The organism is Phreatobacter sp., from assembly GCF_027532945.1.
Lineage (GTDB): Bacteria > Pseudomonadota > Alphaproteobacteria > Rhizobiales > Phreatobacteraceae > Phreatobacter.
In genome coordinates this window covers 14,350-26,971 of sequence record NZ_JAPZTZ010000003.1, presented here as the reverse complement: position 1 = coordinate 26,971, position 12,622 = coordinate 14,350, and the positions used below count along the sequence as shown (strand labels likewise).

The window sequence follows — 12,622 nt, the reverse complement described above, 5'->3', positions numbered from 1 at the left end:
GTCAGCGCCTCCTCGTGCCGAAGACGGAGGAAAACCGCACCGCGCCATGCTGCGTCGGCGGCGCGGATGCGGGCGGCGGTGCCGAGGGCGGCGATGGAGGCGCCGCCTGGGTGGGCGGCGGGGCCGTCGGTGTCGGCTGATAGGGCTGAGGCTGATATGCGGGCTGGTTCGCCGGCGGGGTCGGGCGATAGGGCTCGTATTGCGGCACGGCGGGCGGTGTCGGCCGGGCCTCGGCGGAGCCTTCCATGATCGGCTGTTTCGTCATCGGAATGCGCATGGTGCCCGCCGGCAGCGTCTCGGTCACAGGGCCGGTGCGCGTCTCCGGGCGGCCGATGCGGCCGTTGTCGTCGAGGACGGTCGCGGGAATGTCGGCGCGGGCGCCGCCGCCCCCGGTCAGCGAGCTCTGCCGTCGCGCCTGATCCGAAAGCGGCCAGCCGGTCTTGTCCGCCACCACCTGCACGCATTCGATGAGGGCGGTGTTCTTGGCGACGCGGCGATGCGCCTTCATGTCGCCGTCGCGATAGGCATTCAGGATCCGGAACTCCATCGGGTCCATGCCGCAGGCCTCGGCGCCCTTGTCCATGTGGACCTCCAGCGCGAAGTCGACCGCAGTGATACCGAAGCCGCGCATGGCGGTGGACGGGCAGCGGTTGGTATAGGCGACGTAGATGTCGGCGCTGACGTTCGGGATCGTGTAGGGGCCGGGCAGGTGGGCGGTGCACTTGATGGCGGCGTAGCTCGACAGGCGCGTATAGGCACCGGCGTCGAAGTAGCTGCGGATGCGGCGGGCGACGATGCGCCCGTCGCGCATGATGCCATCCTTGATGTAGATGCGCTCGGCGCCGCGCGGCGAGCCGTAGAGCATCTCCTCCTCGCGATCGAGCACGTAGCGGACCGGTTGGCCCGTCATCATCGCGCCGAGGATCGACAGCGGTTCGGTAAGAGAATCGACCTTGCCGCCAAAACCGCCGCCGACGGTACCGCCAACGAAGTGGAGACGGTTGGATTCGAGGTTGAGGATCTTGGCGGCGGTGCCAAGCGAGAAAAACAAGCCCTGGGCGCATGAGTGGACGACAAACCGATCGTTTTGCTCGGGCGCTGCGATCGAACCGTTGGTCTCGGTCGGCGCGTGCTCGATCGGCGACATCTGGTAGCGGTCGTCGACGATGAAGTCGGCGCCGGCAAACGCCCGCTCGACATCGCCGAACCGCAGCTTCGAATGGTCGTAACGGTCGTGATAATCGAAGTAGTTGTTCGGGTAGGTCTCGTTGACGACGGGTGCGCCGGGCTTCAGCGCTTCCTCAACATCGAAAACGTGCGGGATGACCTCGTAATCGACCCGCACCAGCGCCCGCGCGGCGAGAGCCTGATGCTCGGTCTCGGCAATGATCGCGACGACCGGCTCGCCCTTGTAGGAGACCTTGCTGACCGCCAGCGTCGGCTCGTCGTCCTTGCCGAAATTGATGAGACTGAGCAGGGTGTTCTTGTTCACCGGCACGTCGGCGCCGCGCAGGACGCGCTTGACGCCCGGTGCGCGCTCGGCGGCCGATGTGTCGATATGACGGATGCGGGCGTGATGGTGTGGGCTGCGCACCACCTTCAGGTGCAGCAGCCCCTCAAAGGCGTGATCATCGAAGAACGGCGAGCGGCCGGTGACATGGCCGGGCATGTCCTGGCGCTGCGCGCCCTTGCCCACGACGTTGAGGTTGTCGTCCCGTTCCGCGGCGAAGAGGTCCTTGCGGAATTCCAGCATGGTGCCCTCCTCAGGCGCGCCTGACCTGCCCAGACCGGGCGGCGGCCAGGATGGCCTCAATGATCGCCTCATAGCCGGTGCAACGGCAGATGTTGCCGGATATGCCGTCGATGACCTCTTCGCGCGAGGGGGTAGGGTTGGCTTCGAGGAGCGCTCGGGCGGCGGTGAGCATGCCCGGCGTGCAGAAGCCGCACTGGGCGGCGAAATGCTCCATGAAGGCCTGCTGGATCGGATGGAGCGTCGGCCCGTTCGCCATGCCTGACACGGTCTCGACGTGGCGGCCCTCGCAGGTGGCGGCGAGGGTGAGGCAGGAGAGCTGCAACTCGCCGTCGATGAGCACGGTGCATGTACCGCAGGTTCCCTGACCACAGCCATATTTCGGGCCGAACTCGTTCAGCCCCCGGCGCAGAAGGGTGAGGAGGTTGTCGGCCGGCGCCACGAAGGCGGCGCGGTCGGAGCCGTTCAGGCGGAACTGGACGGGTACTTTCGCCACGTGCCTCTCCTCACTCTTGACCGGACAGGAGCCGCGCCAGATGAACCGGTAGAACCTCGCGGCGGTACCAGTCGCTGGCGACCGCGTCCGTCGCAGGACGTGTGCCTTCGGTCGCGACGGCGCGCACCGCCGCGATGGTGGCGGCGTCCAGCGCCTTGCCGTCGAGGGCCCTTTCCACTGCCTTGGCGCGGATAGGCGTCGGCGCCATGGCGCCGTAGGCGACGCGCGCGCCGGTCACGCGGCCTCCGGACGTTGGCAGGAGGGCGGCGATCGACAGGACGGCAATGCCCTTGGGCCTCACGCGGCTGACTTTCCGGAACCGCAAGTCCAGGGGGTTTTGGGGAAGCGTTACCTGCACAGCGGTCACGAGGCCCGAGGACGCCCGCCCGCGCCCCGCCAGGAACTCCTCCAGCCCCACGGCGCGCGGCGCGCCATAGCCCTGCAGAACCATCACCTGAGCGTCGAGCGCGAGGAGTGCGACGGTGAAATCGCCATACGGCGTCTCGGCGAAGAGGTTGCCGCCGACGGTCGCCATGTTGCGCACGGCCGGCCCGCCGATGGCGCGGGCGGCGCCATGGAGGCAGGCGAGTTCCCGGCGCTTCAGGATCATCGCCATGGTGACACCGGCACCAAGCTCGACCCGGCTGCCGGACACGCCGATCTGGCGATAGGCCGGGTCCGTGAGCCTCACAAGCACGCCATCCGTCAGGCGACCTTCGTTGAGATCGCGCATCAGCAGGGTGCCGCCGGACAGGAGGCGCGCCTGCCTGTCGCCGGCGAGGAGCCCGGCGGCTTCCGATGCGGTGGAGGCGGTGCGGATCTCGATCGGCATGGCTCAGATCCCCGCACCTTCGAGTTCCGGCAGGCGGCGGACGGCCTCCATGCCGGCGGAATAGACGTCGTTGCCGACCTTCTCCGCCAGTTCCGCCTCACGGCCCGGAGGCGTCGTGAAGCGGCTTTCCCAATGCCAGAAGCTGCGGTTGCCATCGGTCACCGGCAGCAGGCGAATATGGGCGACGTAGTTGAACAGCGGGATGGGCGTGTCGAGCAGGCAGTAGCTGTAGGTCATCTCGAGGTCGGACAGGGACAGGAGCTGCTCGCGCAACTCGCTGCCGTCGGCCAGGGTGAAGCGGCGGACGCAGCCGATCTTGTCGGAGGAATAGCCACGCTCGATGGCGCTCTCCGCCACGATCGGGTGGTACTGGTCGTGGCCGTTGAAGTCGCGCAGCACGGACCAGAGGCGGTCCACCGGCGCGTCGATGATGGTGCTGCGCACGACCTTCGGCACATCACCCTCCGAAAGCGCGCTTGAGCGAGTCGAAGCCCGCCTGGAAGACATTCGCACCGATGTTGGAGACGAGGTCCTGCTCCTTGTCGGGGGCGCAGTCGAACTCGGCCGACCACTCGACGAAGGTGCGGTCCTGGTCGGTGACGGGCGTGAGCCGGAGTGTCGCCACGTAGTCCGTTAGCGGCATGGGGCTGTCGAGGATCGAGTAGGTGCAGAACATGTCGAAATCCGACAGGCCCAGCAGCTTCTCGCGCAGCTTGTCGCCGTTGCGCAGCGAGAAGGCCCGGACGCAACCGACCTTGTCAGCCGGCTCGCCGTTCTCGATCCGGCTCTCCGCCACGGCGGGGACCCAGTTCGGCAGGCCGTTGAAGTCGCGAACCCGAGCCCAGACCCGGGCGGCGGGGGCGTTGATGACGCTGGAGACATAGACGCGGGCCATGATCGATCTGCCTCACTTCTTCTCGCCGCCGTCTTTCGGCTTGGGAGGCTGAGCGTCCTTGGCGACGCGCTGCATGTCGGAGGCCTCGCGCATCAGGCCCCCCATCTTGGCGAGGTTGCCGCCCTCGATGCCGATCTCCTTCAGCACCTGGTCGATGAGCGGCGCCTGCACGCGGTAGCGCAGCGCGGACTCGATCACCTCGTCGGTGGGGGTGCGGGACGAGCCGCCACCGCCCGCGCCGCCCATGCCCTGGAGGCCGTCGACGTGGAGGATGCGGATGCCTTCGATCTTCTCCATGGGCTTGACGCTCTCGCGGACGATGCCCTCGATGCGGTCGAGCAGCCGGCGGCGGAAGAGACCGTAACGGGCGCCGTCGGTGAGCACGTTCTCGGCCTCGTAGAGAAGCTTCTGCGCCTCGGCATCGACCGCCTTGCGCAGCTTGTCGGCCTCGGCGGCGATGCGCACCTCCTCGGCCTCGCGCTCGGCATTGATGACCTCGACGGTCTTGCGGCGCTTGGCGCCCTCGCTCTCCTTGACCGTCTGGACGAGCTCGGCGGCCTCGACCGCCTTGGCCTTCGCCATCTCCGCCTTGACGGCCGCGGCGCTCTCCTCGAGCGACTTCGCGTAGAGCGCGATGGCCTTTTCCATGGCGGCGTTCTCGACGTCGCGCTCGCGCTCGATCTCGAGGCGGCGCAGGTCGCGCTGGCGGCCGACCCGCGCCTCGTCCAGGCCGCGGTCGGCGGCGATGCGGGCGCGCTCGATCTCCTCGTTGGAGGCGATCTGCGATTCCTGCAGGGCCTGAGAGCGGGCGACCTCAAGCTGCTCGATGGCGCGACGGCGCTCCAGCCGGGCCGCTTCCAGCGCCTGTTCGCGGGCGACGTCGGCCTTCTCGACCTCCTGCTTGGCAACGATCTCCGTCTGCCGCAGCGTCTTGTCGGCATCCGTGCGCTCGGCGCGCTTGGCGGCGATGACGATGGCGCGATCCTCTTCCGCCACCTCGACAGCCTTCTTCTGCTCGATCTGCAGGACTTCGCGCGCGCGAGACGAGGCGATCCGCTCTTCCTCGATCTTGAGCTCTGCGGCGATGCGCTGCCGCTCGACGGCGTCGCGCCGCTTGATCTCGGCAGCCTCCAGCTGCTCGGCGCGCTCGATTTCCAGCTGCCGGGTTGAGAGTTCCGATGCGATCCGCTCGGCGGCCGTCGCCTTCTCCTGGGCGATGCGGGCGCTTTCCGTGGCCTCGCGGGCGGCGATCTCGGCTTCCTCGAGAGCGCGATTGCGGGCGATCTCGAGCTTGCGCTTGCCCTCGTCGGAGGCAATGCGCTCGGCGGTGAGCGCAATGTCCTGGGCGATGCGGGCCTTCTCCACCGCCTCGCGTGCGGCGATCTCTGCCTCGTCGAGGGCCTTGTTGCGGGCGATCTCGAGGTTCTTGATCTCCTTCTCGCGGTCGATGCGCTCGGCGCTGACCTGGGCCTCCTGCAGGATGCGCGACCGCTCCACCGCCTCGCGTGCTGCGATCTCTGCCTGCTCGAGGGCCTTGGTCCGCTCGATCTCCTTCTGGCGGGTGTCGCGATCGGAGGCGATGCGGGCGGTCTGGATGGCCTGCTCGTTGGCGATCCGGGCCTTCTCGATCTCCTCGCGCGCGGCGATCTCGGCCGCCTCCACCGCCTTCGTTCGGGCGATCTCCTGCTGGCGGATGTCGCGCTCGGAGGCGATGCGCGCCTCGCTGATGGCGCGCTCGTTGGCGATGCGCGACTTCTCGATCTCCTCGCGCGACGAGATTTGCGCCTGCTCGGCCTCGGTGTCGCGGACGGCGCGCTCGCGCGCGATCTCGGTCCGCTGCATGGCGCGCTTGATCTCGATTTCTCGCTGCTGTTCCAGACGGGCGGCCTCGCTCTCCCGCTCGATGTCCAGCGCCTGACGCTCGGCTTCGAGATTGCGTGTGCGGATGCGGATCATCGAATCCTGCTCGATGTCGTTGCGCACCTTCCGCTTCTCCTCGATCTCCTCGATGATCCGGGTGAGGCCTTCCGCATCGAAGCGGTTGGACGGATTGAAGTATTGCAGGTCTGTCTGGTCGAGGTCGGTGATGGCGACGGATTCGAGCACAAGGCCATTCTGATCGAGCGCTTCGGCTGCAGCGTCCTTGACGCGCTGGACATAGTCGCCGCGCTGCTCGTGCATCTCCTCCATGCTCATCGCCGCAGCAACCGTGCGTAGCGCCGAGATGAACTTGCCGGAGAGCAGCGTGTTGAGTTGATCCGGCTGCAATGTGCGCCTGCCGAGCGTGGCGGCAGCAATCGCGACGGAGGGCTTGTCGGGTCTCACCCGCACATAGAACTCGGCGTCGATATCGACCCGCATCCGGTCCCGGGTGATCAGCGCCGTGTCCTTGGCCCGGGTCACTGCCATTTGCAGGACGTTCATGTTCACGGGTGTGACGTCGTGAATGATCGGCAGCACGAAGGCGCCGCCATTGATCACCACCTTCTCGCCGAACAGGCCCGTGCGGACGAAGGACACCTCCTTCGAGGATCGCCGGTACAGCCAGTTCACGAGATAAACGATGATCGCGATGGCGATGACCGCGACGATCAGCCAGAGGATCAGGGCTCCGATGAGCTGTCCCGTCATGTCATGTTCCTCCCGACGCTTCTTTTCCGGTCTCGTCGTTGGTCGTGCTGCGCCACATCAGCGGCTAATCGCCTTGAAGGCCCGCGTCTGGTCACGGATCGCCACCTCGACAGGCAAACGTTCCATCGATGACGCGCCGTAGAAGCCGTGGCAGTAGCGGGTGTTTTTCAGGATGAAGTCGGCATCGGCCGGCTGGGCCACTGGGCCGCCGTGGACGAGAATGATGGCGTCGGGCTTCACGGCCCGCGCCGCCGCCGCCCAGTCGTCGACGATGGCGGGGCAGTCGGCCAGTTTCAGCGCGGTCTCGGCGCCGATGGAGCCACCGCTCGTCAGTCCGAGATGGCAGACGATGATGTCGGCGCCTGCGCCGGCCATCTTCGCCGCGTCGTCCTCGGAGAAGACGTAAGGTGTGGTCAGGAGGCCCTTGGCATTGGCGAGCGCCACCATCTCGACCTCGAGCCCATAGCCCATGCCGGTCTCCTCGAGGTTCGCCCGGAAGACGCCGTCGATCAGCCCGACGGTCGGGAAGTTCTGCACGCCCGCAAAGCCGATGCGCTTCACCTCGTCGAGGAAGACATCCATCTGGCGGAAGGGGTCGGTGGCGCAGACCCCCGCGATGACGGGCGTGTTCTTCACCACCGGCAGAACCTCTCCCGCCATCTCCATGACGATCTGGTTGGCGTCGCCATAGGGCATGAGGCCCGAAAGGGACCCGCGGCCGGCCATGCGGAAGCGGCCGGAATTGTAGATGACGATGAGGTCGATGCCGCCGGCCTCCTCGCATTTGGCGGAGAGGCCGGTGCCGGCGCCGCCGCCGACGATGGCCTCGCCCCGGTCGATCATGGCGCGGTAACGCGCGAGGAGGTCCTGCTTCGCAAAGCGGGCCATGGGTCAGGTCCTCCTGCGCGCAGTGCCGCGGCGGCCCTGATGCAGCGCGAGGAACTCGCGCACCAGGGCCTGGGCGAAGGCGGGATCATTGATGTGATGGGGCAGACGGATGAGCTGGCGGCTGGCGGTGACCCGCACGGTCGCGGCGAGGGCCTGGAACAGCGCGGCATCGGCATCGGGGTCATGGAACGGTTTGCCCGGCGCATCGAGTGCCGACACACCGCCCTCGGGGATGAGGAAGCGAACGGGACCTTCCATCAGGTTGAGCCTCTCGCCGATCCAGCGGCCCATCCGTGCGTTCTCGTCCGCGGTTGTGCGCATTAGCGTCACCTGCGGATTGTGGGGATAGAGCTTGCGGCCGCGATAGCGCTCTGGGACCGTCTCGGGCGCCGCGAAGTTGACCATGTCGAGGGCGCCGACCGAGCCGACATAGGGGATCTTAGTGCGGATCACCGCGCCGAAGCGATCCTCGGTGGCCGGCAGGATGCCGCCCATCAGCATGTCGCAGACTTCCGTCGTCGAGACATCGATGACGCCCTGAAGAAGACGGCTGTCGATCAGCGTCTCCATCGACCGGCCGCCGACACCGGTGGCGTGGAACACGACCGGCTCCCATTCCGCCTCGATCAGCCGCGCCACTTGCTGCACGCAGGGCGTCGTTACCCCGAACATGGTGAGGCCGGCGAGCGGGCGGTCCTGCGCGGCGGCGGGGCGGGTGCCCGACGCGCTCGCCAGATGAGCAGAGGCCATCGCCGCCATGGCATGGGCGGCGTTGCCGAGGACGGTGCGCGAGATGCGGTTCAGTCCCTGAACGTCGGTGACCGAATGCATCATGGTGATGTCGGTGGAGCCGACATAATCGGCGATGTTTCCGGCTGCCATGGTGGAGACCATGAGCTTCGGGACGCCGACCGGGAGAACCCGCATTGCCGCGGTGGCGATGGCCGTTCCTCCGGAACCTCCCGCCGAGATCAGGCCGATGATGCCTTGTTGCGCCTCTGTCCAGGCGCGGAAGGCCTCGGTCATGGCGGCGACGGCCGTACCCCGGTCGCCGGAGCCGAGGCCGGCCGAACCGCGGGGCGAGGCGAGCGCCACTTCCTGGGCCGAGACGTCGGCTCCCTGGTTCCGGCCTTGCGTCGACAGATCGACGAGGCGGGTGCGCAGGCCCGTGGAGCGGATGATGTCGCGGATGTAGCGCAGTTCATCGCCCTTGGTGTCGAGCGTGCCGGCAATGACGACGTGAGGTTCGGTCGGGCCGCGCGCGGCGATGGCCGAGGTATCACCGATCCGCCGGCCGTCGATGGTGGCCAGGGTCGGGCGGGAGACGGTGCGCGCCGCGGCCTCGATCTGGGCGGCAGGGACGTCCTTCGACCAGCGGGTTGGTGGCGTGGGGTTGGCCATGTAGACCCGGATCGGGCCCTGACTGGCCGCGGGGGCTGCGGTGGCCTGTGGCCGACCGGTTCCAGGGTCCGGGCTCTTGGGCTCGGTTTCGTCATGGCCGTGACGGCCGACGCCAAGCAGGCGTTGCTGGAGGTCACGGTCGGCGGCGAGCGTCGCCGAAGCGATGACACGGTTGATCCGCCCATTGACCATGATGGCGATGGGGTCAGACATCTGCGTTGCCACGCCGATGTTCTGCTCGATGACCAGGATGGAGACGTCGCCCTCCGCCGCGAGGCGAACCAGCGTCTCTTCCACATGGGCCACAATGACCGGCGCGAGACCCTCCGTCGGCTCGTCCATCACCAGCAGCCGCGGATTCATCAGCAACGCTCGGCTGATGGCCAGCATCTGCTGCTCGCCGCCCGAGAGCTGGGCGCCGCCGTTGTTGCGGCGCTCGGCGAGGCGGGGGAACACTTCGTAGATCCGCTCCGGTGTCCAGCGCCCCTTGGGTTTAGCCATGAGACGAAGGTGCTCGTGCACGGTGAGGGATCGCCACAGGCGGCGGCCCTGGGGCACGTAGCCGATGCCGAGGCGGGCAATCTCGGCGGGCGCCCGGCCGCCGATTTCCTCGCCCATGAAGCGGATCGACCCGGAGGCGATGGGTACGAGACCCATGATCGCCTTGCACATGGTCGTCTTGCCCATGCCATTGCGGCCAACCACCGACAGCACGCCGGATTGCAGCGTCAGGTCGATGCCCTGCACAGCGTGGCTGCGGCCGTAGAAGACGTTGACGCCCTGCAATTGCAGCACGGGGACACCGGCCTTGGGCGGCGGGGCGAAGCGCTCAGCCATGGCCGCCCCCAAGGTAGAGTTCCTGTACCTCCGGATCGTCTTCGATTTCGCTCGGCAGGCCTTCCTTGAAGATGCGCCCGTTGTGCATCATCGTCACGCTCTCGACGACGCGCAGTGCAACGTCCATGTCGTGCTCGATGATGATGTAGCCGATATGGGAGGGTAGCGACGTGAGGATGGTGACGAGGTCCCGCCGCTCGGTCGGGGACAGACCTGCCGCTGGTTCGTCGAAAAGGATGAAGCGCGGCGCACCCGACAGCGCTAGCGCGATCTCGAGCTGGCGCTGCTGGCCATAGGCGAGTTCACCCACGAGCTGGTCGCGCACGGCGGTCAGGTTCACCGCCTCCACCAGGGTCTCGGCGGCGTGAACAAGAGCGTCGTCGCTGCGCGGGCGAAGCAGCGAGTAGCGGTTCCGGGAGACGCCGCGGCACGCCAGGTAGACGTTGTCCATGACCGTCAAGCCGGCGAAAAGCGACGAAATCTGGTAGGTGCGGCGCAGACCACGGCGGATGCGCTCGTATGGCGGGAAGGCCGTCACATCCTCGCCGAAGAAGCGGATGATGCCCGAGGTGGCGGGGAAGTCACCGGTGATGCAGTTGAACAGCGTCGTCTTGCCGGCGCCGTTGGACCCGAGCACGGCCCGTCGCTCGCCCGGGCGAACCGTCAGCGTCACGTCGGCGATGGCCGCAAGTGCGCCGAACATCTTGGTGATGCCGCGCAGTTCCAGCGCATTGCCGCTGTTCATCTGCGTCAGGCGATCGTCGGGCGCGGCGAGTGTCATCGCGGCGCTCCTGTCAATGGATCGACGCGACGCGCCCGACGGGCCCGCCAGCGGTCCCACAGGCCCAGCACTCCGTCTGGCGAGAACAGAACCACCGCCAGGAAGCCAAGACCGATGATCAGCTTGAAGCGCTCGGCGGAGAAGCCGAAGGTGCCCAGAATGTCCGGCGAGAAGACCTGGAGGATCACGTAGATGAAGGCGCCAACGAAGGCGCCGAGGGGGCGCCTGATGCCACCGATCACCGCAACGACGAGGATGTCGATGGCTGCGGGAATGCCGATGGTGCCAGGCGCGATCTGGGCGTTCTGCCACACGAGAAGGATGCCGCCGACCGAGGCGAAGACGCTGGCGAGAGCATGGGCCGCCACCCGGTGGGCGGTGACGTTGAAGCCGAGCGCCGCCATGCGGCGGGGGTTGTCTCGGACCCCCTGCAAGGCCAGGCCGAAGGGCGAGCGGGTGATATAGACCACGGCGCCGTAGCAAAGCGCAGCGCAGCCCAGGCACAGGTAGTAGAACGGGGCAGGGTCGCGCCAATTCACGCCGAAGAGCTGCGGCGGCAGAACCAGGTTGAAGCCCGAATAGCCATTGAAGATCGTGTAATTCTGGCGGGTGAAGTAGAAGAAGGCAGCGGCGATCGCCAGGGTGATCATTATCGTATAGATGCCCTCGGTCCGCACCGCGAGCGCGCCGCAAAGCGTGGCGAAAACCGCTGCGATGAGGAAGGCCGCGGGCAGCACGATCCACCATGCGAGGCCGAGGCTGATCGAGGTCGTGCCGGAGGGGCCGAGGATGGCCACCATGTAGCCCGCAAGGCCGGCGATGCTCATCTGGAGCAGGCTCACCATCCCGCCATACCCGGCCAGGAAGGTCAGGCTCACGGCGATGGTGCCGAGAATGAAACTCCAGCCCATCACCTGGAATAGCCAGAAGTTATTGGCGAACAGAGGCATGGTGAGCAGGACGGCGACGACGATCCACCAGGCCATCGGGATACGCTCGAACCAGAGACGGTCCGGCGCCCTCGCGGGGGCCATGCGCGCCGCTCTGGGGGCCTGGTCAGCCAGTGCCATCGCTCACCGCCCCGCGCCGAGAAAGCCCTGCGGCCGGAAGGCCAGCACAGCCGCCATGATGAGGAAGGTGAAGACCACCGAATAGGTCGGGGCATAGACGAGCCCCATCTGCTCCGCGATGCCGATGACGAGGGCGCCGATGGCCGCGCCCACGATCGACCCCATTCCCCCGACGATGACCACGACGAGGCTGGCCAGCAGGAAGCGCGTGTCCTCTCCGGGCGACAGCGACTGGAAGGTTCCGCCAACCACGCCGGCCATGCCGGCGAGGCCTGCGCCGAAGACGAAGACAGCGAGGAAGACCAACTGGATTCGAACGCCGGAGGCCGCCAGCATCTCGCGATCGTCGACGCCAGCGCGGATGAGCATGCCCAGCGAGGTGCGGTTGAGCACGAGCCACATCGCTACGCCGATCACGATCGCCGCAATCAGGATCCAGATGCGGACCGAGGGATAGCGGATGAAGATGGCCTCGCCGCTGGTCGTGTTGATGGACGAGATCAGCGGCAGTTCCATGGGCCCGCGCAGGAAGCCGGGCGCAAGCGTCGTGTAGGACTGGCCGCCCCAGTACCAGAGCATGACATCCGCGAGCACGACGGAGAGCCCGATACTGACCAAGGTCTGGCGGAGCTCCTCGCCCTCCATGTAGGCGAAGATGAAGCGCTGCATCGCGAGGCCTACCAGGCCAACGGCGACAAAGACGATGGGGAAGGCCAGGAACCACGAGCCGGTGTAGTTGGTGACCTCGTAGCCGATATATCCCCCAAGCAGGAACAGCGAACCGTGCGCCAGATTGACGATGCGCAACAGGCCAAAGATCAGCGTGAATCCCGAGGCGACGAGGAAGTAGAGCGCACCGAGGGTAATGCCGCCGAGGAGGGCGTTCAGAAAGACCCGCTTGCGGCCGATCGCGGCCTCCAGTTCGGTGGGCCAAGGCGCCAGGACGAGCCACAGGAAAGCCACCACGACGAGCGCGATCACCAAAGCCCAGGCAGGATTGGTCTTCGCGAACTTGTCCATCGCACCGTCGACACTTGCAGC

11 protein-coding genes are annotated in these 12,622 nt (G+C 67.2%); all 11 read right to left on the bottom strand.

The window, feature by feature from the left end:
* Window position 1: 1 nt before the first annotated feature.
* From O9344_RS01185 to O9344_RS01135, 11 genes are read right to left on the bottom strand one after another with little or no spacing between them, the layout of a single operon-like run.
* Complete coding sequence (locus O9344_RS01185) at window positions 2-1,753, bottom strand: molybdopterin cofactor-binding domain-containing protein (protein WP_298471861.1); 1,752 nt, start codon at window positions 1,751-1,753, stop codon at window positions 2-4.
* Window positions 1,754-1,763: 10 nt separating this feature from the next.
* Window positions 1,764-2,246 carry a (2Fe-2S)-binding protein gene (locus O9344_RS01180; protein WP_298471858.1) on the bottom strand — a complete coding sequence of 161 codons (483 nt, stop codon included), beginning with the start codon at window positions 2,244-2,246 and terminating at the stop codon, window positions 1,764-1,766.
* 10 nt (window positions 2,247-2,256) lie between these two features.
* Window positions 2,257-3,078, bottom strand: a complete 822-nt coding sequence (locus O9344_RS01175) for an FAD binding domain-containing protein (RefSeq protein ID WP_298471856.1) — start codon at window positions 3,076-3,078, stop codon at window positions 2,257-2,259.
* A gap of 3 nt (window positions 3,079-3,081) precedes the next feature.
* A complete protein-coding gene (locus O9344_RS01170; protein WP_298471855.1) occupies window positions 3,082-3,534 on the bottom strand; it encodes an SRPBCC family protein in 453 nt (150 codons plus the stop codon).
* A 1-nt stretch (window position 3,535) separates the two neighbouring features.
* Window positions 3,536-3,973, bottom strand: coding sequence for an SRPBCC family protein (locus O9344_RS01165; RefSeq protein WP_298471854.1), 438 nt, complete (start codon window positions 3,971-3,973; stop codon window positions 3,536-3,538).
* A gap of 12 nt (window positions 3,974-3,985) precedes the next feature.
* Window positions 3,986-6,604, bottom strand: coding sequence for a flotillin domain-containing protein (locus O9344_RS01160; RefSeq protein ID WP_298471852.1), 2,619 nt, complete (start codon window positions 6,602-6,604; stop codon window positions 3,986-3,988).
* A 57-nt stretch (window positions 6,605-6,661) separates the two neighbouring features.
* Window positions 6,662-7,492 carry a phosphoenolpyruvate hydrolase family protein gene (locus O9344_RS01155; protein WP_298471851.1) on the bottom strand — a complete coding sequence of 277 codons (831 nt, stop codon included), beginning with the start codon at window positions 7,490-7,492 and terminating at the stop codon, window positions 6,662-6,664.
* A gap of 3 nt (window positions 7,493-7,495) precedes the next feature.
* Window positions 7,496-9,730, bottom strand: a complete 2,235-nt coding sequence (locus tag O9344_RS01150; protein WP_298471850.1) for a Tm-1-like ATP-binding domain-containing protein — start codon at window positions 9,728-9,730, stop codon at window positions 7,496-7,498.
* Window positions 9,723-10,511: an ABC transporter ATP-binding protein gene (locus O9344_RS01145; protein ID WP_298471849.1), complete on the bottom strand. Its 789-nt coding sequence runs from the start codon at window positions 10,509-10,511 to the stop codon at window positions 9,723-9,725. Before O9344_RS01145 ends, O9344_RS01150 begins: the two co-directional genes overlap by 8 nt.
* Entirely contained in the window at window positions 10,508-11,545 is a 1,038-nt protein-coding gene (locus O9344_RS01140; protein ID WP_298471848.1) for a branched-chain amino acid ABC transporter permease, read from the bottom strand. Before O9344_RS01140 ends, O9344_RS01145 begins: the two co-directional genes overlap by 4 nt.
* Before the next feature lie 39 nt (window positions 11,546-11,584).
* Window positions 11,585-12,601: a branched-chain amino acid ABC transporter permease gene (locus tag O9344_RS01135; RefSeq protein WP_298471846.1), complete on the bottom strand. Its 1,017-nt coding sequence runs from the start codon at window positions 12,599-12,601 to the stop codon at window positions 11,585-11,587.
* Between the last annotated feature and the right edge of the window lie 21 nt (window positions 12,602-12,622).

Coding starts and splice junctions, on each gene's coding strand:
- O9344_RS01185 (WP_298471861.1), bottom strand. CDS start 1,753: ATGCTGGAATTCCGCAAGGACCTCTTCGCCGCGGAACGGGACGACAAC.
- O9344_RS01175 (WP_298471856.1), bottom strand. CDS start 3,078: ATGCCGATCGAGATCCGCACCGCCTCCACCGCATCGGAAGCCGCCGGG.
- O9344_RS01165 (WP_298471854.1), bottom strand. CDS start 3,973: ATGGCCCGCGTCTATGTCTCCAGCGTCATCAACGCCCCCGCCGCCCGG.
- O9344_RS01160 (WP_298471852.1), bottom strand. CDS start 6,604: ATGACGGGACAGCTCATCGGAGCCCTGATCCTCTGGCTGATCGTCGCG.
- O9344_RS01155 (WP_298471851.1), bottom strand. CDS start 7,492: ATGGCCCGCTTTGCGAAGCAGGACCTCCTCGCGCGTTACCGCGCCATG.
- O9344_RS01150 (WP_298471850.1), bottom strand. CDS start 9,730: ATGGCTGAGCGCTTCGCCCCGCCGCCCAAGGCCGGTGTCCCCGTGCTG.
- O9344_RS01145 (WP_298471849.1), bottom strand. CDS start 10,511: ATGACACTCGCCGCGCCCGACGATCGCCTGACGCAGATGAACAGCGGC.
- O9344_RS01140 (WP_298471848.1), bottom strand. CDS start 11,545: ATGGCCCCCGCGAGGGCGCCGGACCGTCTCTGGTTCGAGCGTATCCCG.
- O9344_RS01135 (WP_298471846.1), bottom strand. CDS start 12,601: ATGGACAAGTTCGCGAAGACCAATCCTGCCTGGGCTTTGGTGATCGCG.